At 62.7% G+C, this 18,734-nt stretch carries 21 protein-coding genes; 12 read left to right on the top strand and 9 right to left on the bottom strand.

Features of this window, described 5'->3' with window-relative positions:
* Positions 1-143: 143 nt before the first annotated feature.
* Entirely contained in the window at positions 144-410 is a 267-nt protein-coding gene (locus N7E70_RS01165; RefSeq protein WP_263005334.1) for a hypothetical protein, read from the bottom strand.
* Positions 411-628: 218 nt separating this feature from the next.
* Here N7E70_RS01165 and N7E70_RS01160 point away from each other — a divergent pair, with 218 nt between their 5' ends.
* Entirely contained in the window at positions 629-1,543 is a 915-nt protein-coding gene (locus N7E70_RS01160) for an EamA family transporter (protein ID WP_263005333.1), read from the top strand.
* Here N7E70_RS01160 and N7E70_RS01155 read toward each other — a convergent pair.
* Both N7E70_RS01155 and N7E70_RS01150 read right to left on the bottom strand, forming a co-directional pair.
* Positions 1,473-2,399: a methylated-DNA--[protein]-cysteine S-methyltransferase gene (locus tag N7E70_RS01155; protein ID WP_263005332.1), complete on the bottom strand. Its 927-nt coding sequence runs from the start codon at positions 2,397-2,399 to the stop codon at positions 1,473-1,475. The two genes, N7E70_RS01160 and N7E70_RS01155, sit on opposite strands and share 71 nt — an antisense overlap.
* Positions 2,400-2,461: 62 nt before the next feature.
* On the bottom strand, positions 2,462-2,956 hold the full coding sequence (locus tag N7E70_RS01150) for a DUF2244 domain-containing protein (RefSeq protein ID WP_192319057.1): 495 nt from the start codon (positions 2,954-2,956) through the stop codon (positions 2,462-2,464).
* Between the two features lie 22 nt (positions 2,957-2,978).
* On the opposite strand from N7E70_RS01150, the gene nth reads away from it, so the two are divergent.
* Complete coding sequence (gene nth / locus N7E70_RS01145) at positions 2,979-3,785, top strand: endonuclease III (protein ID WP_269441436.1); 807 nt, start codon at positions 2,979-2,981, stop codon at positions 3,783-3,785.
* On the opposite strand, the gene N7E70_RS01140 is transcribed toward nth, so the two are convergent.
* Entirely contained in the window at positions 3,779-4,219 is a 441-nt protein-coding gene (locus N7E70_RS01140; RefSeq protein WP_263005227.1) for a DUF2214 family protein, read from the bottom strand. The genes nth and N7E70_RS01140 overlap by 7 nt on opposite strands.
* 141 nt (positions 4,220-4,360) lie before the next feature.
* On the opposite strand from N7E70_RS01140, the gene N7E70_RS01135 reads away from it, so the two are divergent.
* On the top strand, positions 4,361-4,588 hold the full coding sequence (locus N7E70_RS01135; RefSeq protein ID WP_263005226.1) for a YdeI/OmpD-associated family protein: 228 nt from the start codon (positions 4,361-4,363) through the stop codon (positions 4,586-4,588).
* Positions 4,589-4,764: 176 nt separating this feature from the next.
* Positions 4,765-5,325, top strand: coding sequence for a GNAT family N-acetyltransferase (locus tag N7E70_RS01130; RefSeq protein WP_154384577.1), 561 nt, complete (start codon positions 4,765-4,767; stop codon positions 5,323-5,325).
* Here N7E70_RS01130 and N7E70_RS01125 read toward each other — a convergent pair.
* Entirely contained in the window at positions 5,305-5,877 is a 573-nt protein-coding gene (locus N7E70_RS01125) for a transglutaminase-like cysteine peptidase (RefSeq protein WP_067954824.1), read from the bottom strand. The two genes, N7E70_RS01130 and N7E70_RS01125, sit on opposite strands and share 21 nt — an antisense overlap.
* A 283-nt stretch (positions 5,878-6,160) precedes the next feature.
* On the opposite strand from N7E70_RS01125, the gene N7E70_RS01120 reads away from it, so the two are divergent.
* The 6 genes from N7E70_RS01120 to N7E70_RS01095 all read left to right on the top strand — a co-directional run bounded on the left by N7E70_RS01120 (position 6,161) and on the right by N7E70_RS01095 (position 10,923).
* Positions 6,161-6,832, top strand: a complete 672-nt coding sequence (locus tag N7E70_RS01120) for an amino acid ABC transporter permease (RefSeq protein ID WP_067954822.1) — start codon at positions 6,161-6,163, stop codon at positions 6,830-6,832.
* Positions 6,832-7,503, top strand: a complete 672-nt coding sequence (locus N7E70_RS01115) for an amino acid ABC transporter permease (protein WP_067954820.1) — start codon at positions 6,832-6,834, stop codon at positions 7,501-7,503. Before N7E70_RS01120 ends, N7E70_RS01115 begins: the two co-directional genes overlap by 1 nt.
* Positions 7,504-8,235 (top strand): amino acid ABC transporter ATP-binding protein, encoded by a 732-nt coding sequence (locus N7E70_RS01110; RefSeq protein WP_067954817.1) that lies wholly within the window; start codon positions 7,504-7,506, stop codon positions 8,233-8,235.
* A 1-nt stretch (position 8,236) separates the two neighbouring features.
* Positions 8,237-9,160 carry an isoaspartyl peptidase/L-asparaginase gene (locus N7E70_RS01105; protein WP_067954815.1) on the top strand — a complete coding sequence of 308 codons (924 nt, stop codon included), beginning with the start codon at positions 8,237-8,239 and terminating at the stop codon, positions 9,158-9,160.
* A gap of 20 nt (positions 9,161-9,180) precedes the next feature.
* Complete coding sequence (locus N7E70_RS01100; RefSeq protein ID WP_263005225.1) at positions 9,181-9,894, top strand: transporter substrate-binding domain-containing protein; 714 nt, start codon at positions 9,181-9,183, stop codon at positions 9,892-9,894.
* Between the two features lie 85 nt (positions 9,895-9,979).
* Positions 9,980-10,923, top strand: a protein-coding gene (locus tag N7E70_RS01095; protein WP_263005224.1) for an IS630 family transposase whose coding sequence is annotated in 2 segments (ribosomal slippage) — positions 9,980-10,316 and positions 10,316-10,923 — 945 coding nt in all. Because the reading frame shifts where the segments join, the coding sequence is not laid out codon by codon here.
* 147 nt (positions 10,924-11,070) lie between these two features.
* Here the strand turns inward: N7E70_RS01095 and N7E70_RS01090 are convergent.
* Entirely contained in the window at positions 11,071-12,069 is a 999-nt protein-coding gene (locus N7E70_RS01090) for a LacI family DNA-binding transcriptional regulator (protein WP_067954807.1), read from the bottom strand.
* An 84-nt stretch (positions 12,070-12,153) separates the two neighbouring features.
* On the opposite strand from N7E70_RS01090, the gene N7E70_RS01085 reads away from it, so the two are divergent.
* Together N7E70_RS01085 and N7E70_RS01080 are read left to right on the top strand one after the other, a co-directional pair.
* Complete coding sequence (locus N7E70_RS01085; RefSeq protein WP_067954805.1) at positions 12,154-13,068, top strand: ROK family protein; 915 nt, start codon at positions 12,154-12,156, stop codon at positions 13,066-13,068.
* A complete protein-coding gene (locus N7E70_RS01080; RefSeq protein ID WP_067954803.1) occupies positions 13,061-13,786 on the top strand; it encodes a copper homeostasis protein CutC in 726 nt (241 codons plus the stop codon). The genes N7E70_RS01085 and N7E70_RS01080 overlap by 8 nt, the downstream gene beginning before the upstream one ends.
* Positions 13,787-13,793: 7 nt before the next feature.
* On the opposite strand, the gene N7E70_RS01075 is transcribed toward N7E70_RS01080, so the two are convergent.
* From N7E70_RS01075 to N7E70_RS01065, 3 genes are read right to left on the bottom strand one after another with little or no spacing between them, the layout of a single operon-like run.
* Complete coding sequence (locus N7E70_RS01075) at positions 13,794-15,350, bottom strand: SpoVR family protein (RefSeq protein ID WP_067954801.1); 1,557 nt, start codon at positions 15,348-15,350, stop codon at positions 13,794-13,796.
* A 9-nt stretch (positions 15,351-15,359) separates the two neighbouring features.
* Positions 15,360-16,676 carry a YeaH/YhbH family protein gene (locus tag N7E70_RS01070; protein ID WP_067954800.1) on the bottom strand — a complete coding sequence of 439 codons (1,317 nt, stop codon included), beginning with the start codon at positions 16,674-16,676 and terminating at the stop codon, positions 15,360-15,362.
* A 22-nt stretch (positions 16,677-16,698) separates the two neighbouring features.
* A complete protein-coding gene (locus N7E70_RS01065; protein WP_067954797.1) occupies positions 16,699-18,648 on the bottom strand; it encodes a PrkA family serine protein kinase in 1,950 nt (649 codons plus the stop codon).
* Between the last annotated feature and the right edge of the window lie 86 nt (positions 18,649-18,734).

The following is an 18,734-nucleotide window of genomic DNA, read 5'->3' as shown; positions in this document are numbered from 1 at the left end:
AACCAACCAATGAAGATTGGCGAACCAGCTGATTAGATTGAGCTTGAAAAGCGTCGCCTGGAACTCGATACCTTCAAGGAGCCAAGACGAGAACACGATTTCGTCACCGCCGGAGGCGGGCCGTCATCATTTGCAGATTGGTGCTACTGCTTGGAGCCGCCACTGGGTTGCTTTGACGCTTCGATCAGGTCCGCCTGGCGGACGAGGCCTTCTGCGATTTTCCGTGCCTGGTGCGGCTTTATCAGAAGTTCCACACTCTCAGCCGTGGCCTCTCCACGACGAACCCGCTCGATATGATCCTGGGAGGTCACATACTCAAGACGAACAATAAGGTTCCCCGGCTCCAACGCGTTGATATGCACGTTGATCAGGTTCGGTGTGTTGGTCGTGTTTTCAAATTTTGCAGGCATGGGCGTTCCTTCCGAATCTGCGGATCATGCCGCTCCACCAACCAATAGTCCATCAGCCGCCTCAACGCACTTCTCGCCAACGAGTGCGATCGACCGTGATCAGAGATGAAACCCGAAGCCGGCGCAATGGGCAGGTCTTTCCCTCCGGGTCATCATCGTATAGGATAAAAAGTCAATAAATTCAAATATTTGATCGATAGCGTCAGGAAAATTGAAGCATGCGCCCGCGCCATCTGCTGCTCGCCCTGAGCATTGTTCTGATCTGGGGCGTCAACTTCGCCATCATCAAAATCGGCCTCAAGCAGGTGTCGCCACTGGCCCTCGGCGTCGCCCGCTTCTTCCTGGCTGCCTTCCCGTGGGTCTTCTTCATCAAGCGCCCGAACGTGCCGCTGTCGATGATCGCTACCTATGGCCTGCTGATTTTTGCGTTGCAGTTCGGCTTGCTGTTCACGGGGATGAAGATCGGCATGAGTGCGGGGCTGTCGTCGCTGATCCTGCAGTTGCAGGTGTTCTTCACCATCGGCCTGTCGATGATCCTGCTCGGCGAGCGGCCGACACCCTGGCAGTTGGCCGGCGCTGCGCTGGCGTTTGGCGGCGTCGGGCTGGTTGGGCTGCATGTCGGTGGTGACGTGACCATGGTCGGATTATTGCTGCTGATCGCAGCGGCTGCTGCCTGGGGCGGCGGCAACGTCGTTTCCAAGCAGATTTCGCAGCGTGCCGCCACGGCACCCAACGTGCTCGGCCTCGTCGTCTGGGGCAGCCTCTTCGCCTTGCCGCCGCTGCTGGTCGTGGCGCTGGTCCTCGACCCCGAGCATTTCGTCAGCAGCTTCACCGGGCTCGACTGGGCGTCGGTCGGCTCGATCGCCTATATCGTCTATCTCTCCACGCTGTTCGGCTTCGCGGCCTGGAGCGGGCTCCTGGCGCGCTATCCGGTTTCGACCGTTGCGCCCTTCACCTTGCTGGTGCCGGTGTTCGGTTTCCTCGGTTCGGCGGTGCTGCTGGGCGAGCCGCTGCAGGACTGGAAGCTGGTGGCTTCCAGCCTTGTCATCGCCGGTCTGTGCATCAACCTGTTCGGGCCACGGCTGTTTTCGCGTCCGCAGCGGTCAGCTGCCCCGCCTCCCAGCCCAGAATAGCCCGCTTGCGTGTCAGGCCCCAGTGGTAGCCGGTCAGCGCGCCCGACTTTCCAAGCGCCCGGTGGCAAGGCACGACGAACGACAGCGGGTTGGCTCCGACGGCAGCGCCAACCGCCCGGCTTGCCTTGGGCGAGCCAACTTCCGAGGCGATCGCAGAATAGCTGCAGGCCCGACCCATCGGGATCTTGAGCAGCGCCTCCCACACCCGCACCTGGAAGTCGGAGCCGATCATGACCACGCGCAAGGGCTGATCCTGGCGCCAGCGCGTCGGGTCGAAGATGTGTGCGGCATAAGGGGCCGTCGCACTCATGTCCTCGACATAGGTGGCGTTCGGCCAGCGGCCGGACATGTCGGCGAAGGCGGCGCGCTCTTCGCCGGCGTCGTTGAAGGACAGGCCGGCGAGGCCGCGGGCGGTGACCATGACAAGCGCCACGCCGAAGGGCGAGATGTGAAAGCCGTAGCGGATGGTGAGCCCGGCGCCGCGTGTCTTGTAGTCACCCGGCGACATCGCCTCATGGGTGACGAACAGGTCGTGCAGGCGGCCCGGCCCCGACATGCCGACCTCGAATGAGGTTTCGAGCAGCGGCAGGCCGTCGTCGAGCAGCTTGCGGGCGTGGTCGAGCGTCACCGCCTGCAGGAAGGCTTTCGGCGACAGGCCGGCCCAACGGCTGAACAGCTTCTGCAAGCTTGTCGGTGTCTCGCCGACCTCGGCGGCCAGCGTCTCGAGCGACGGCTGGTCGCGATAGTCGAGGCTGATTTTTTCGATTACCCGGCGCACAGTCTCATACTCCGAACCGGTCGGCGTGATGTCGTGCTGCAGCGTGGCGACAGGTTTCATTTGCGTCTGGGCGTTCATGGCTTGATCTCCTTGGACGCCAATGTCGCGTTGGCTGTGGGTATTTCCCACCCGATTCCTGCTCATCTGCTCCTTGCGGTTGCAAGAGCCCGCGAAAAGGCCGTGGCAAAGCTCTCGCGGTCATCGGGGTTGAGGAAACTTCCGATCGCCACGCTGTTGTCACGCGTCTCGACCGCCATGCCGGTGATGCCGATCTCGTCATGACGGGAAACTGCGAATCGCGCCCAGAACGGATTGAAATGGTATTGCTCCGACTTGCCCGACGGGGCGGTCTTGAGGATGTCGAGGCTGGTGCGGGAGACGCTGACCTCCTCTCGGGCGCGCGCGGCGCGATAATTGAGGCGGAAGGCGACATAAAGGGCTACGACGTCGAGGCCGAGGAAGCCGAAGATCGGCCAGGCACCGTGGCTGAGAAATATGGCGCCGGTGACCATGCAGCCAAAGGTCAGCGTACCCATCAGGATCATGAATCCGGTGTGCCCGAGCGAGCGGTGCGGCAGAAGCAACGCTTTGAAGAATGGCTCGTCGGCGGCAAAAGTGGCGTTTGTCTCGCTCATGCCTGACAATTATAGAGGGGCGATGAAAAACCCCAAGCCTAAAGATAAGGCCAAGGCCCTGCCGAAAGGCCGCACGTCCGGTGCCGCAGCCAAACCGCGCGCCACGCGCCGCCGTTCACTCTATTCGGCGGCCGAAGTGCACGAGATCTTCCGCCGCTTTTCGGTCCAGCGGCCGGAGCCGAAGGGCGAGCTCGAACACGTCAACGCGTTCACGCTTTTGGTTGCGGTGGTGCTGTCGGCGCAGGCGACCGACGCCGGCGTCAACAAGGCGACGCGCGCGCTGTTTGCCATCGCCGACACGCCCGAGAAGATGCTGGCACTGGGGGAGGAAATCGTGGGCCAGCACATCCGCACCATCGGTCTGTGGCGCAACAAGGCCAAGAACGTGATCGCCCTGTCCGAGGTGCTGATCCGTGATCATGGTGGTGCGGTGCCCGACGACCGCGGCCAGCTCGTCGAGCTGCCCGGCGTTGGCCGCAAGACCGCCAATGTCGTGCTCAACATGGCCTTCGGCCAACACACCATGGCCGTCGACACCCACATATTGCGCATCGGCAACCGCATCGGTCTGGCGCCTGGCAAGACGCCCGAGCAGGTCGAAGATACGCTGGTCAGGATCATCCCTGACGAGTTCATGCGCCATGCCCATCACTGGCTGATCCTGCATGGCCGTTATGTCTGCAAGGCACGCAAGCCCGACTGCTGGCGTTGCGTCATCGCCGATATCTGCAAGTCGCCTGACAAGTCGACCAGCGAACCGGCGCCGCTGGTGCCTCTCGACGACATCGACCCGATCGAGGTCGCCGAAGCCGAAGTGGCGGCTCAGTAGCCGCGCGCCATCGCCGCCGCAAATATCGGGATCAGCGCGAACACGGCGATCTCGGCCTTGAGGAAGTTGCGCACCCTGGCAATCTCGGCATCCGGGACGACATAAGCCTCGCCACCGCCGGCGCCACGCCAGCGCGCGATACGGATCGTGGGTGCGATCGACAGCAGGCCTACGGCCGCGAACGCCACCATCTTGGCCCAGAAGGTCGGGTTGTAGATATAGAACTCCCAGCCCTTCAGTCCGAAATAGACACGTGACGCGCCGATGAGCACCAGCAGTGCTGCAAGTCCACCATAGACCGCGTCGATGCGTCCGAGCAGTGCGAGATTGCGCCGGCCGAGCCCGGGGCGAACCAGTATCACCTCGGCAGCGAGCACGCCCGCAAGGGAGAATGCCAGGAGGTGGTGAATGATGGTCAGGATAAGGTCAGTCATCAGTGCCTCGTGATGCGACTCGACCGCGGCACCTTAGCAACGGACGTAGGGCAAGCATATGACGAGGCAGATGTCAGCAAATGTCAGCTGTCTGTCACTTGTCGAATTGACGAAGAGACTGAGGAAATACACGTTTCAACCATGGCGCTGACACGACAGATCAATCTGATGCCCGACTGGATCCGCAACGAGCTCGTCTCGCGTGGCTTGGTCGGCGCCTATGAGGGGCGGCCAGACTACCAGCGCAATGATTATCTTGGCTGGATCGATCGCGCCAAGCTGGCGACGACCCGCCGCAAGCGGCTCGACCAGATGCTGGATGAGCTCGATCGTGGCGACGTCTATATGCGGATGGCCTGGCACGGTTAGAGCATGGTTCTGAAAGCAGGGACGGTTTCGGATAAGACCCCACGAGGAAGCCCGGGCCGTTCCATTTCTCGGACTAGGACAGGTTGGCCACTGGCGGACAGCGTCACTGGGTTCTGGCCTGCTGTTCTGCCGGCCATCTGTGCTAGACCCGCTGCCATTGTCCATGGAGATCGACGATGGCCGCCTTTTCCCTTGCCGACATTCCCGTCATCGAGACCGAGCGAACGGTGCTGCGGCCGCATCGGCTTGAAGACTTCGATGCCTATGCCGGGATGTGGGCCGATCCGGTCGTCACGCGCTTCATCGCCAAGCCGCGCACACGCGAGGAAAGCTGGCAGCGTTTCCTCCGTCATGCCGGTTCATGGTCGCTGATTGGCTACGGTTTCTGGGCGATCGAGGAAAAGGCGACGGGCCGCTTCATCGGCGAAGCGGGTTTCCACGATCTCAAGCGTGACATCACGCCTTCGATAGAAGGTATCCCTGAGGCCGGCTGGGGTTTTGTCGCTGACATGCACGGCAAGGGCATCGCCAGCGAGACGGTCGCGGCGTTCGTGCGCTGGGCCGACAGCCGCTTTGCCGGCCCTACCGTCTGCATCATCGATCCGGCAAACGGTGCGTCGTTGCGGGTCGCCGAGAAGAACGGCTACCGCGAGACCGGCCGGACCACCTATCACGGTGAGCCGACCATCCTGCTAGAGCGGAGAGGTTCGGTTGGGTCAGCCGCCCACGGCGGTTGAGGTGACCGGCTTGGCGCCGCCGATGCGTTCCCAGCTTCGGCCGTTGCCCTGAGCCTGGCGCGCGAAATAATTGTAGGGCGTGCTGGACCAGTCGCGGACCGAACTGGTCAGGTTGTCCAGGATCAGGTCGCCCTCGTTGGTGCGCACCGTCAGCACCGTGTGGCCCTGGCCGCGGTAGCGCGCCACCGTCAAAAGCAACGCCGAACCGGGCCAGCCGCGCTTCAGCAATTCGCGCTTCTTCAGGATCGCGAAATCCTCGCAATCGCCTGATGAAACCGGCACGCGCCAGTCATCGCCGATATCGTTGCGTTCCTTGATGCGCGAATTGACGGCGCGGTTGATCTGCTTGAGCTCGGACTTGAGGTCGGCGTGCAAGGCAACAACCTTGCTGCCGCCGGATGTGCTGCACAGGCCCGGCTCACGGCCGCAGAACGAGGCGAATGCGGGCGGCGCAAAAGCCTTACCCTTGGTCTCCATGGTCGTTCCGGCCTGGGCAGCAAGCGTACAGGCAAACGACGCCGATAGCGCGATCAGCGCGACGATACTTTTCACAGTGGTAGTCCCCGATGCGTAGAAAAAGGATGACGTGTGTCGGTTAATGAGCGGTTGCTAAAATGACGATTGGTCGCAAACGAGGCAGCGCCCCTAACAAATTGTAAACCGAACACATAAGAGTTGAGACATTGTCCCACCGGCCGGTCGCAGGGGCGGCGAACCGAGGCTCTCGGCGGGACGTTCCCCGATGAAAAAACTGCAACTCAGCCTGTCGAGGCGTTGACATCGCTTCAGCCGTTTTGCAGAGTGAAACCGGTTTCACTTTTGGGGAACATGCCGCTTGAAGTTCGACCTGTCGATCCTTGCCAAGCATATCCCCTTCCTGTTGGAAGGGGCGTGGCTGACGTTGCAGGCCTGCACGCTTGCCGTCGTCGGCTCGCTGGCGCTGGGTCTTGTCGTTGGCGCGATGCGCACCTCGGCGTCGCCGCTGCTCAACCGGGTGGCTGCCGTCTATATCGACATTTTCCGCAACATCCCGTTCATCGTGCAGCTGTTCTTCTTCTATTTCGGCCTGCCCGAGATCGGCATCTACATCGACGCCTTCACCACCGGCGTCGTCGCGCTGTCGATCGCCGGCGGCGCCTTCACCTCTGACGTCATTCGCTCGGGCATCCTGGCAATCGACCCGGGCGTCATCGAGGCAGCGCAGGTCAGCGGTCTGAGGAAGATCACAATCTTCCGCAAGATCATTCTGCCGATTGCCCTGCGCGCCTCGGTGAGACCTTTGGGCTCGGTCTTCATCAACCTGATCCTGACCTCGTCGATCCTGTCGACGATCACGCTCAACGAACTGACCGGCTCCGCCAAGATCGTCGCATCGAACACCTTCCGTCCGTTCGAGGTCTATTTTGTCCTGCTCGTCGCCTACGCCGCGCTGACCTATGCCGTTTCGATCCTGATCGGCATGCTGCACCGCTACCTCAACCGTCACCAGGAAGAGGGAGCCGTCTGATGCGCTACGGGGATTTCACGCCGTTCGACATCATTCTGCTGCTGCAGGGTCTTGGCGTTTCGCTGGCCTTGTTCGTCTCGACCACGCTGATCGGCCTCGTCATCGGCACCGCATGGGCGGTGGTCCGCTTCTACCGCGTGCCGGTGCTGATGCAGCTCGTCACCTTCGTCGCCGAGCTGCTCAAGAATTCGCCTGTCCTGGTGCAACTGTTCCTGGTGTTCTTTGGCCTGCCGGCGTTCCTCAAGATCAACGTCACGCCGACCGAAGCCGCCGTCATCACGCTCTCGGGCAACAGTGCCGCCTTCATCTACGTCATCGCCGTTTCGGCCATCGAGTCGGTCGGTCGCGACCAGATCGAGGCCGCGCGGGTCTTCGGCCTGACGCGTTGGCAGATCCTGCGCCGGGTGATCGCGCCGCAGGCGACAGCCTTCGCCATCGGGCCGCTGACCGGCCTTCTGGTCAACCAGTTGCAAGTCACCTCGCTGATCTCGGTCATCGGCGTGATGGATCTGACCAAGGTCGGCAACATTCTCAACCTGCGCACGCTGAAGCCGTTCATCGTCTGGACCGCCGTAGGCCTGCTCTATTACCTCACCGCCAAGCTGGTGACCTATGCCGGCGCGCGCTTCGAGAAGCGGCTTCGCGCCCATACCGCCTGGAAGGGTCTGTAAATGATCAGCATCACCGGCCTGCGCAAATCCTTCGGCGCCGCCACTGTCCTCAACGGCATCGACCTCGAGATCCGCCAAGGCGAGGTCGTCTCGGTGCTCGGCTCGTCCGGCTCGGGCAAGTCGACGCTGATCCGCTGCATCAACGGCCTGGAGAAGATCGACGCCGGCAAGATCACTGTCGACAATTTTGACGTCTCCAAGCCGCGCGAGCTTGCCGAGGCGCGCAAGCGTTCGGGTACCGTGTTCCAGCTGTTCAATCTTTATCCGCACATGACTGCGGTGCAGAACGTGGCACTTGCCCCGGTCGAGGTGCTGAAGGTGCCGCGCAAGCAGGCCGAGGCAGAGGCGCGCGAGCTGTTGAATTCAGTCGGGCTTTCCGAGCGTGCCGACGCCTATCCTTCCCAACTGTCAGGCGGCCAGCGTCAGCGCGTCGGCATCTGCCGGGCGCTGGCGATGAAGCCGAGCTATCTTCTGCTCGACGAGGTCACCAGCGCGCTCGACCCCGAGATGACGTCGGAGGTGCTGTCGATCCTGGCCAATCTCGCCAAGGGCGGCACGACGATGGTCTTCGTCACCCACGAGATCGAGTTTGCGCGCTCCATTTCGTCGCGCATTGCTTTCCTCGACAAGGGCCAGCTCATCGCCGACCTGCCGACCGAAGATTTCTTCTCCGCCACGGGCATGGCCCTGCCGCGCGTGGCCCAGTTCCTCTCCAAGATGCGTAAAGACTGAAATGATCCTGCTTGCCAATTCCGAGGCCTGGCCCGGCTTCTCCAAGAGCGTCGAACTTCTGAAGGCTGGCCGCCACGGCATCGATGCCATGGTTGCCGGCATCAGCGAGGTCGAGCGCGAGGTCAAGGTCCGGTCGGTCGGCTTCGGCGGCTGGCCGAACATGCTCGGCCGCATGGAGTTCGACGCCGGCGTCATGGACGGCACGACGCGCGAAGTGGGCTCGGTCGGTGCGGTGCCCGACACCATCCCGGTGGCAGCGCTCGCCCATGAGGTGATGAAGAGGCTGCCGCACGTCATGCTGACCGGCGACGGCGCCCGCCGCTTCGCCACCGAGATCGGCTTCGGCGTCGACGAAACGCTCTACGAAGACAGCAAGCGTGTCTGGTGGCAGCGGCTCGAAAAGGAACTGTCGCCGGAGGAGCTGGCGAAGTTCCCCGACATCGCGCTCGCGCCGCTCAGCCGCACCATCACCGACCCCGAACGGGTACGCGACACCACAGTATTCCTGTCCAAGGACAGCCTTGGCGGGCTCAATGTCGTGACCTCGACGTCGGGCTGGGCGTGGAAATATCCCGGCCGTCTCGGCGACTCGCCGATCCCAGGCGCCGGCTTCTACGCCGACAGCCGTTTCGGCGCCGCCGCTTGCACCCATACCGGCGAGATGACCATGCGCTGCGGCACCGCGCGCACCATCGTGCTCGCCATGCGCCTCGGTCATTCGCTGGAGCAGGCCATAGCCCTTGCCATCGACGAGCTGCGCGAGCTGAAGGACGGCTTCTTGGCCGGCGTCGTCATCCACGCGCTCGACGCCAAGGGCAACCACAAGGTCGTCAGCCTGAATTGCGAAGAGCAGATCAAATACTGGTTCTGGGACACCGATTTGCCCGAACCGGAACATCGCTTCGCCGAACCGTTCACATCCTAACAACCCGAGGGAGAGGGAATATGAAGAACCTGATCACGAAAATCGCCGGCATGGCCCTGGCCGTGGGCCTTTTGGCCACCGGTGCTGCCCAGGCCGGCAAGATCGACGAGATCCGCGAGCGCGGCACCGTGCGCATCGGCGTGTCGCTTGGCGGCGAGCCGATCGGCTTCCGCGACGCCCAGAACAACCCGGTCGGCTATGACGTCGACGTTGCCACCCAGCTCGCCGAGAAGCTCGGCGTGCCGGTCGAATTCGTCGACGTGTCGGGCGATGCCCGCATCTCGATGCTGGTGTCGGGCCAGATCGACATCGCGGTTGCCAACACCTCGGCGACGCTCGAGCGCGCCAAATCGGTGGATTTCTCGATCCCTTACAACCGCGCCGGCCTGCGCATCATCGTCCAGAAGGACGCCGGCATCACCTCGCTGGAAGGCCTCGCCGGTAAGAAGATCGTCGTCGGCCGCGGCTCGACCGGCGAGACCTTCATCAAGAAGGCAGCGCCTGAGGCCGAGCTCGTTTACACCGACAACTTCTCGCCGGAAGGCGTGCTGCTGCTGCAGCAGAAGCGCGTCGACGCGGCCATCGAGGACTCCTCGCTGCTCGACTATCTCGCCACCAAGAACGAGAACCTGGTGACGCTACCGGGCCTGCACTCCAACGACCCGATCGGCATCGCTGTCGCCAAGGGCGACGAGGGCTTCGTCCGCTGGATCGACATGTTCGTCTCCGACTAGAGCACGTCCCGCAATCGATGAATCGATTGTGAAGTGACGGGCGCGTTCGGTGCTGATTCAACATCTATCTCGATGGAGGTGGAGTATGGGGAAGGCACTGAGCGGAGATCTTCGGTTGCGGGTCTTGAAGGCTTCAGACGAAGGCATGTCGGCGCGCAAGGCGGCGGCGCGGTTCGGGGTGGGCGTATCGAGTGCGATCCGCTGGATTGCGCGGGCGAAGATCGGCGAACTGGCGCCGCGGCCGCAGGGCCGCCGCCGCGCTTCCAGTCTCGACGCGCATGAAGGCTTCATCGTCGGGATGATCGAGGAGCACAAGGACATCACGCTCAACGAGATGGTGGCTCGCCTGGAGGGGGAACAGTCGGTGCGGATCAGCCGCAGCGCGCTGAGCGCCTGGCTTGGCCGGCGCGGCTGGACGTATAAAAAAAGTCCGCGCACGCATTGGAGCAGGACCGCCCCGACATCCTGATGCGCCGCCGTGCCTGGTTCGACGGCCAACTCGACCTCGAGCCGGCGCAGTTGGTGTTCATTGATGAAACCGGACTATCGACCAAGATGGCCCGCCTGCGCGGAAGAGCGCCACGCGGCGAGCGTTGCCGTGCCGGTGTGCCGCATGGCCACTGGAAGACCACCACCTTCACCGGAGCGCTGCGGCTGACAGGCATGACCGCGCCCTTCGTCTACGACGGCGCCATGAACGGCAACGTGTTCCTCGCCTATGTCGAGCAAGTACTGGTCCCGACGCTCAAGCCCGGCGATGTCGTCATCATGGACAATCTGCCCGCTCACAAGGCTGCCGGCATTGGCGATGCGATCGAGGCTGCCGGCGCGAGACTGCTCTACCTGCCGCCCTACAGTCCCGACTTCAACCCCATCGAGAACGCATTCTCGAAGCTCAAGGCTCTGCTGCGCGCAAAGGCCGAGAGAACGATCGCGGCACTGTGGGACGCGGTCGGATCGGTCATCGAACTCTTCACCCCCGCAGAATGCGCCAACTACTTCAAGGCAGCCGGCTATGACCCAGATTAAACAGGATGCGCTCTATATCCAGAGCGGCGCTTATGAGACCAACTACAAGAAGTGGTGGGGCGAAACAGCCAACCCGCCGGCACTGACCCCGCTCTGGTAAGACAGGGCTGAGGCAGCGGGCAGGCGGGAAGCCTGCCCGTTTTGCATTCAGGACGTTGCCCTTGCCACGAAGAAGGTCGGCACCGTCACCTCGGCGTGGCCGTTGCCAAACTGCTCCGGCGTCGCCAGGAAGCGCAGGATTTCGCCGACATAGGTCTTCTTGTCATAACCGATCGACGAGATCGGGTAGGCCTCGAAATCGGTCAGCGACAGATTGTCGAAGCCATAGAGGCGGAAGCGCTCTGGCCTGTTGCCGGGAAAGGCATCGCGGTGGACGTCCATGATGCCCATGGCCATCGCATCCGAGGTGCAGAACACCGCGTCGGTCGTTGGCCATTCAGGCGACAGCGCGACGTGGCGGCCGCTCTGGTAGGAGTAATCACCGCGCAGTTCGGCAACCAGCCTTATGCCGCGCTTGGCCATCTCGGCCTTGTAGTTGGCGATGCGCTGCTGCTCGACCGGTGAGGACACGCGGCCGGTCACAAGCGCTGCGGTGGCAACGCCCTTGCTGGCGGCGTCGGCGACAGCTCCGGCAATGCCGGTCGCTTCATCGGGCACGACTGAAGGCGACGAGCCGTCATGCATGCCGTTGAGCATCAGAACGTCGTCGCTGCGGAACATCTTGCGTACGCTTTCGGCGTCGGCGAAGTCGGAAAACACCAGTGCGGCATCGACATGATAGGCAACGCCGTTGCGCAGGAACTCCTCGATGCGCTCGACCGAGCCGACGCGTAGGAAGATCACCTGCTTGCCGATCGACTGGATGTCGCTGATCAGCAGGTCGAACAGGTCGAGGTCGGAGAAGTCGTGGATGTGGTTGACGATGACGGCAATCAGGTTGACCGTCTTGGTGGTCAGGCTGCGGGCCAGAAGATTGGGCTTGAAGCCGAGCTTGTCTGCTGCTTCAAGCACACGCGCGCGCTTGTCGGCGGAGACGGGACGGCTTTCGCTCGACAGCGCCCGCGAGGCGATCGCGCGCGACACGCCGGCCAGCTCGGCGACATCGGCGATGGTCGGCGAGGTGCGTCGTTTGCGCGAACTGTCCATAAGTGCCTTTGCGAGTTTTGGTCTTGATTTTCGGGCGCCGTGGCCAGACGTCCCGCAGCATTCATCCATCCGGGAACTGATTTCATGCTTACCTGCTTCGACATTGGCGGTTCAACGATAAAAAGCGCCCGGGCGCGCTCGGCCGGCGAAATCGAGATCATCGATCGGGTGAAGACACCGCTCGACGACTTTGCGGCCTTCGCCGCCGTTATTGCCGAACGCGTGGCGCTGGATCGCGGCACAACACGGGGCGTCGCCATTTCGATCGCCGGCGTCGTGGACCCGGCCTCCGGCAGCCTGAAATGCGCCAACATCCCTTGCGTCGACGGCCGCATCATCGCCGCCGATCTCGAGGCTGAGATCGGCCTGCCGGTGTGGATCGCCAACGATGCTGACTGTTTTGCCATGGCGGAAGCGACTGAAGGGGCAGGGCGCGGCCATCGCAATGTCTTCGGCATCATCCTTGGAACCGGCGTCGGCGGTGGCCTGGTCATCGACGGGCGCTTGGTCACCGGTGCTGGCGGTTACGCCGGCGAATGGGGCCACGGCCAGGCGCTTGCCACAAGGGTCGGCACGCCGCCGGTCGACATCCCGCATTTCACCTGCGGCTGCGGCCAGGTCGGCTGCGTCGACACCATCGGCGGGGCGCGCGGGGTCGAGAAGCTGCATCATTTCCTGTGCGGTGACGCGCTGTCGAGCACCGAGGTCATCGACCGCTGGCGCGAAGGGGAGCCGAAGGCGCGCCGCACCATGGGCATCTATCTCGAGCTCGTCGGCGTTCCGCTGGCGCTGACCATGAACATCATCGGCTCGTCCATCGTTCCCGTTGGTGGCGGCCTGTCCAACGTGCCCGAGCTGATCGAGGCGCTCGACAACCAGGTGCGCAGCCGCACGCTGCGGCGTGCGCAAGGCCCGCTGGTGGTCAAGGCCGCCTTGACCACCGAACCGGGCCTCATCGGCGCCGCAGCCGTCGGTTTCCAGGAGCTCGCCAATGTCTGAGAAAATCCGTCTCGAAGTCTGCGTCGACAGCCCGCAAAGCCTGGCTGCGGCGATTGAAGGCGGTGCCGACCGCATCGAATTGTGCGCGGCGCTCGAAACCGGCGGCCTCACGCCGTCGCCCGGCCTGATGGCGCTTGCCGCCCAGGCGCCGATCCCGGTCTATGCAATGATCCGCACCCGCCCCGGTGCCTTCGTCTTTGACGATGCGGATGTTGTTACCCTGCTGGCCGACATCGACGCGGTGCGTGCCGCCGGGCTGGCGGGTGTCGTGCTCGGCGCCAACAGGCCGGACGGTTCGCTGGACCACGAGTTACTTGCGCGCCTGGCCGGCCAGGCCAAGGGGCTCGGCATGACGCTGCATCGCGCCTTCGACCTTGCCGGGCCTGACTTCAGCGAGGCGGTCGAGCTCGCCGTCGCTCTCGGTTTCGAGCGCATCCTGACCTCGGGCGGCGAAACCACGGCATTGAAGGGGCTCGACGCGCTGGCTAGGTGCTTCGACCATGCGCAAGGCCGCATCGTCATCATGCCGGGATCCGGCGTCAATCTCGACACTGTCGGCGCGATCAAGGCGCGGCTACCGCTGCGCGAAATCCACTCGTCCTGCTCGGTGGCATCAGACGCACCCGCCGACAAGGCGCTGGAACTCGGCTTTGTCGCGCTCCGGCCAAAGCACACCGACACAGGCGTCGTGCGCAGGATGAAGGCGGCACTGGCGTAGGATAGGCTCAGGCCTTCTCGCCCAGTTCCTTGGACGAGACCTCGTAGAGTACCTTGTCGGTCTGGGCATCGACACCGACAAGGCTGACCTCATGGCCCCAGAGCCGCTGGATGTAGCGTATCGTCTCGTTGCGCGTTTCCTCGACCAGCGTCGCGCCATTGTGCACGGTGTGCTTGATGCGCAGCTTGCGGTCGCCCTTGAGGTCGGCATCCACTGCCTGGATGTCGGGCTGGGTCATGCCGACATCGTAGCTGTTGGCGAGGCTCGAACGCACGCGTTCGTAACCGCGCTCGTCGTGGATCGCCATCACCTCGTAATAGGGGTCCGATGATTCTTCCTGCAGCGAAAACAGCCGCATGTCGCGGATCAGCGCCGGGCTCAGGAACTGCCGGATGAAGGATTCGTCGCGGTGTGTCGCCCAGGCGTCGAGCAGTGTGCCGCACCAGTCGCCATTGCCGGCGAAGTCGGGGAACCAGTCGCGGTCTTCCGCCGTCGGTTCGGTGCAGATGCGCTGGATGTCGCGCATCATGTTGAAGCCCAGTGTATAGGGATTGAGCCCACCATAGCGCGGGTCGTCGAAATGCGGTTGGAACACGACGTTGGAATGGTTCTGCAGCACCTCCAGCATGGTGCCTTCGCTGATCTGGCCCTTGTCATAGAGGCTGTTCATGATTGTGTAGTGGACAAAGGTGGCGCAGCCCTCGTTCATCACCTTGGTTTGCCGCTGCGGGTAGAAATACTGCGCGATGACCCGGACGATGCGCAGGATCTCGCGTTGCCAGGGCTTGAGCACCGGGCTGTTTTTCTCCAGGAAGTAGAGCAGGTTCTCCTCGGGATACTCGATCGCCGACTGCCGTTCCGACATGTCGGTCTGGACCTCGCGCGGGGCTTCTGCCTCGGCCGCTTGCGGCAGGGTGCGCCACAGGTCGCTGAAGGTGCGCTCTTCGTGCTCCAGCCGCTCTCGAATGCGTGCCCGCTCGCGCTCGACCGACAGGCGCGGACGGCGGCGGTAGCGGAACACTGCCTGCGGCATCAGCGCGTGCGCTGCATCCAGCACGGCCTCGACGGCAGCCGGGCTGTAGCGTTCCTCGCAACGCGCGATGAAGCTCTTGGCAAACTCCATATAAGGGAGGATTGCGCCAGCGTCGGTCCATTGCTGGAACAGGTAATTGTTCTTGAAGAAGTGATTATGGCCGAACGACGCATGCGCAATGACCAGCGTCTGCAGCGCCATGGTGTTTTCTTCCATGAGATAGGTGATGCAGGGATTGGAGTTGATCACCAACTCATAGGCGAGTCCCATCCGACCCTTGCGATAAAGGTTGGACTCGTGGACGAAATGTTTGCCGAAGGACCAGTGCTGGTACATCAGCGGCATGCCGATCGAAGAATAGGCGTCCAGCATCTGCTCGGACGAGATCACCTCGATCTGGTTGGGGTAGAAGTCGAGGCGAAGCTCGTTGACCGCGATCTCGCGGATCGCGTCATAGGCGCGCGACAGGTCGTCAAAGTTCCAGTCGGAACTGGTGAACAGCAGCGGCAACTGTTTCGAACGTTTTTCCAACTTGCATCCTCATCCGCGTTTGGCCGGGGCTGGCGCCTTGGCGAACAACTCGTGAAAGACGGGATAGATGTCGGACGGCTTGGCAATGCGTGTCATCTCGAAGTTCGGCCATTCGGCGCTGACTTCGCGGTAGGCATTCCACAATGACGTGCCGTTGTCGGCGTGGCGGAACATCTCGCTTTCGCGCTCGTCGATGATCTCGACATAGGCGTAGTATTGGCAGAGCCGCATCAGCGTGCTGTCGAGCATCGACACGCACTTTTCTGAATCGTTGGGGATGTTGTCGCCGTCGGATGCCTGGGCGGCGTAGATGTTCCACTCCTTGGCCGGATAGCGCTCACGGATGACGCGCAGCATCTCGTCGAGGGCGGTGGAAACGACGGTGCCGCCGCTCTGGGTGCTGTAGAAAAAGGTGTCCTCGTCGACCTCCGATGCCTCATGGGTGTGGCGGATGAAGACGATGTCGGTCTTGGCGTAACGCCGCTTGAGAAACAGGTGCAGCAAGACAAAGAAGCGCTTGGCGAGGTCCTTCTCGCGCTCGCCCATCGAGCCGGAGACATCCATCAGGCAGAACATGACGGCATTGGCATTGGGCACCGGCTGCGGCTCGAACCGGTTGAAGCGGATGTCGATGGGGTCGATGTAGGGGATCAGCTTTCGCCGCCGCGCGAGTGTTGCAAGCTCCTCGCGCAAGGCCGCGATGCGTTGCAGAATGGCGGCGCTTGGCCGCCTCTCACCCTCCAGCTTGGCGAGCTCCGCCGCGACCGCGTCGATCTCGGCCTGCCGCGGCCGCCGCAGCGCGATGCGCCGGCCGAAGCTGTTGAACATGGTGCGCCCGACACTGATGCTCGTCGGGTTGCCGCTCATCGTGAAACCTGCCCGGCGCGGCCGGAATGTCACCACTTCCTTGAGGTTGAGCTTGACCAAGTCGGGCAGTTCGAGGTCCTCGAAGAACAGGTCGAGCACTTCCTCACGCGACAGCACGAAATTGAAATCGTCCTCGCCGTCGCCCGAGGACGATGGGTCCGACCCCTTGCCGCCGCCGGCGGCCGGGCGCGGGATGCGGTCGCCGGTGCCAAACGTCTTGTTGCCGGGAAGGACCTCCTCCCGGCGGCCCGAATGTGGTGCGCGTTGAAAGGTCGGCTCCCCGATCCCCTTGCGCGGGATCGGGATGACCTGGTCTTCCCCCACCGCGTCGATCTTTCCGGACCTGACCCGCTCGTTGATCGCCCGTTTCAACTCGTCCCGGGCGCGCCTCAGAAAACGCTGCCTGTTGCCAAGGCTCTTGTCCTTGGGATTGAGGCGCCGATCGATAAAGTTCGGCATTTCGGTCCCCGCTCGCTCCCGGTCAGCCTGCCTTGTTGACCCGCATGTACCAATCGACGAGGCGCCGCACCTGGCGCTGCGTGTAGCCGCGTTCGGTCATGCGTTCGACGAATTCAGCATGCTGCTTCTCGGTGGTGCTGTCGCGCTTGGCGCCGAAGCTGATCACCGGCAGAAGGTCCTCGACCTGGCCGAACATCCGCTTTTCGATCACCTCGCGCAGCTTCTCGTAGCTCGTCCAGGACGGGTTGCGACCATTGTTCTTGGCCCGTGCCCTCAGCGTGAACTTCACCACCTCGTTGCGGAAGTCCTTGGGGTTGGCGATGCCGGCCGGCTTCTCGATCTGCGACAGCTCGGAATCGAGGATACCGCGGTTGAGGATCTGGCCGGTGTCGGGGTCCTTGTAGTCCTGGTCCTCGATCCAGGCATCGGCATAGGCGATATAGCGGTCGAACAGGTTCTGGCCGTATTCGCTGTAGGATTCGAGATAAGCCTTCTGGATCTCGTGGCCGATGAACTCGGCATAACGTGTCGCGATCTCCGACTTGATGAAATCCAGGTAAGAGGACTCAATCTCGCCCGGGAACTGCTCGCGCTTGATCGCCTGTTCGAGCACGTACATCAGATGCACCGGGTCGGCGGCGATCTCCTTGGTGTCGTAGTTGAACGTCTCCGACAGCACCTTGAAGGCAAAGCGCGTGCTGACGCCGTTCATGCCTTCGTCGACGCCGGCGGCGTCGCGATACTCCTGCATCGACTTCGCCTTGGGATCGACGTCCTTCAGGTTCTCGCCGTCATAGACACGCATCTTGGTATAGAGCGGCGAGTTCTCATGTTCGGCGAGCCGTGTCGAAACGGTGAAGCGGCTCAAAATGTCGAGCACTTCGGGTGCGCATGGATTGCTCACCAGTTCGCTCTCGCGCAGCAGCTTTTCGTAGATCTGGCGCTCTTCGGTGACGCGCAGGCAATAGGGCACCTTGACCACCAGGATGCGGTCGAGGAAGGCCTCGTTGTTCCTGTTGCTCTTGAATTGCAGCCATTCGGACTCGTTGGAGTGCGCCAGCACGATGCCCTGGTAGGGGAAGGCGCCGAAGCTTTCGGTGCCGTTGTAGTTGCCTTCCTGGGTCGCGGTCAGGAGCGGATGCAGAACCTTGATCGGCGCCTTGAACATCTCGACGAATTCGAGAAGCCCTTGCGTCGTCCGGTTGAGGCCGCCGCTGTAGGAGTAGGCGTCGGGATCGGCCTGGCTGAAATTCTCGAGCTTGCGGATGTCGACCTTGCCGACAAGCGCCGACACGTCCTGGTTGTTCTCGTCGCCGGGCTCGGTCTTGGCGATGCAGATCTGCCGCAGCCTGGACGGCATCAGCTTGACGACGGAGAACTTGGAGACGTCGCCGCCGATTTCTTCGAGCCGCTTGGCGGCCCATGGCGAAATCAGGCCGGTCAGCCGGCGTCGGGCAATGCCGTATTTGTCCTCGAGAAGGCCGGCCATGCGTTCGGGATGGAACAGGCCGAGAGGTGATTCGAATATCGGGCTGAGCTGGCCGTTGACCTTGAGCGTGTAGATCGGCCGCTCCTCCATCAGCTTCTTCAGCCGCTCCGCGAGCGACGACTTGCCGCCGCCGACCGGGCCGAGCAGATAGAGGATCTGCTTGCGCTCCTCGAGCCCTTGGGCGGCATAGCGGAAGTAGCCGACGATGCGCTCGATCGTGTCTTCCATGCCGTAGAACTCGGCAAACGCCGGATAAACCTTGATTGTTCGGTTCGCGAAGATGCGGCCCATGCGCGGGTCGGCACTGGTGTCGATCAACGTCGGCGCGCCGATCGCGTCGACCATTCTTTCGGCTGCCGTGGCGTACATGGAAGGCTGGTCGCGGCAGGCGAGAAGATATTGCTGGAGGCTCATCTCCTCGGTCGTCTGACTGCTGTAGATTTCCGAGAAGAGATTGAAGACGTCGTTTTCACGTGTTTGCATGGCACCCTCACAATGCCGAAGACGGTGGGAGTGTAACACCACTTCGACCTTTTGCCTTCCTCTCAACTTCCCTGAACAGGCAAAGT

Origin of the sequence: Aminobacter sp. NyZ550 (assembly GCF_025628925.2) — a bacterium.
GTDB classification, from domain to species: domain Bacteria; phylum Pseudomonadota; class Alphaproteobacteria; order Rhizobiales; family Rhizobiaceae; genus Aminobacter; species Aminobacter ciceronei.
The sequence above is the reverse complement of the archived record's forward strand: the minus strand, read 5'-3'. Positions and strand labels throughout refer to the sequence as shown.

Excerpts from the sequence above, each read along its gene's own strand:
- nth (WP_269441436.1), top strand. The coding sequence starts at position 2,979 with ATGAAAAACCCCAAGCCTAAAGATAAGGCCAAGGCCCTGCCGAAAGGC.
- N7E70_RS01165 (WP_263005334.1), bottom strand. The coding sequence starts at position 410 with ATGCCTGCAAAATTTGAAAACACGACCAACACACCGAACCTGATCAAC.
- N7E70_RS01065 (WP_067954797.1), bottom strand. The coding sequence starts at position 18,648 with ATGCAAACACGTGAAAACGACGTCTTCAATCTCTTCTCGGAAATCTAC.
- N7E70_RS01110 (WP_067954817.1), top strand. The coding sequence starts at position 7,504 with ATGATCAGCATCACCGGCCTGCGCAAATCCTTCGGCGCCGCCACTGTC.
- N7E70_RS01150 (WP_192319057.1), bottom strand. The coding sequence starts at position 2,956 with ATGAGCGAGACAAACGCCACTTTTGCCGCCGACGAGCCATTCTTCAAA.
- N7E70_RS01105 (WP_067954815.1), top strand. The coding sequence starts at position 8,237 with ATGATCCTGCTTGCCAATTCCGAGGCCTGGCCCGGCTTCTCCAAGAGC.
- N7E70_RS01100 (WP_263005225.1), top strand. The coding sequence starts at position 9,181 with ATGAAGAACCTGATCACGAAAATCGCCGGCATGGCCCTGGCCGTGGGC.
- N7E70_RS01155 (WP_263005332.1), bottom strand. The coding sequence starts at position 2,399 with ATGAACGCCCAGACGCAAATGAAACCTGTCGCCACGCTGCAGCACGAC.
- N7E70_RS01160 (WP_263005333.1), top strand. The coding sequence starts at position 629 with ATGCGCCCGCGCCATCTGCTGCTCGCCCTGAGCATTGTTCTGATCTGG.
- N7E70_RS01090 (WP_067954807.1), bottom strand. The coding sequence starts at position 12,069 with ATGGACAGTTCGCGCAAACGACGCACCTCGCCGACCATCGCCGATGTC.
- N7E70_RS01085 (WP_067954805.1), top strand. The coding sequence starts at position 12,154 with ATGCTTACCTGCTTCGACATTGGCGGTTCAACGATAAAAAGCGCCCGG.
- N7E70_RS01070 (WP_067954800.1), bottom strand. The coding sequence starts at position 16,676 with ATGCCGAACTTTATCGATCGGCGCCTCAATCCCAAGGACAAGAGCCTT.
- N7E70_RS01130 (WP_154384577.1), top strand. The coding sequence starts at position 4,765 with ATGGCCGCCTTTTCCCTTGCCGACATTCCCGTCATCGAGACCGAGCGA.
- N7E70_RS01135 (WP_263005226.1), top strand. The coding sequence starts at position 4,361 with ATGGCGCTGACACGACAGATCAATCTGATGCCCGACTGGATCCGCAAC.
- N7E70_RS01080 (WP_067954803.1), top strand. The coding sequence starts at position 13,061 with ATGTCTGAGAAAATCCGTCTCGAAGTCTGCGTCGACAGCCCGCAAAGC.
- N7E70_RS01115 (WP_067954820.1), top strand. The coding sequence starts at position 6,832 with ATGCGCTACGGGGATTTCACGCCGTTCGACATCATTCTGCTGCTGCAG.
- N7E70_RS01140 (WP_263005227.1), bottom strand. The coding sequence starts at position 4,219 with ATGACTGACCTTATCCTGACCATCATTCACCACCTCCTGGCATTCTCC.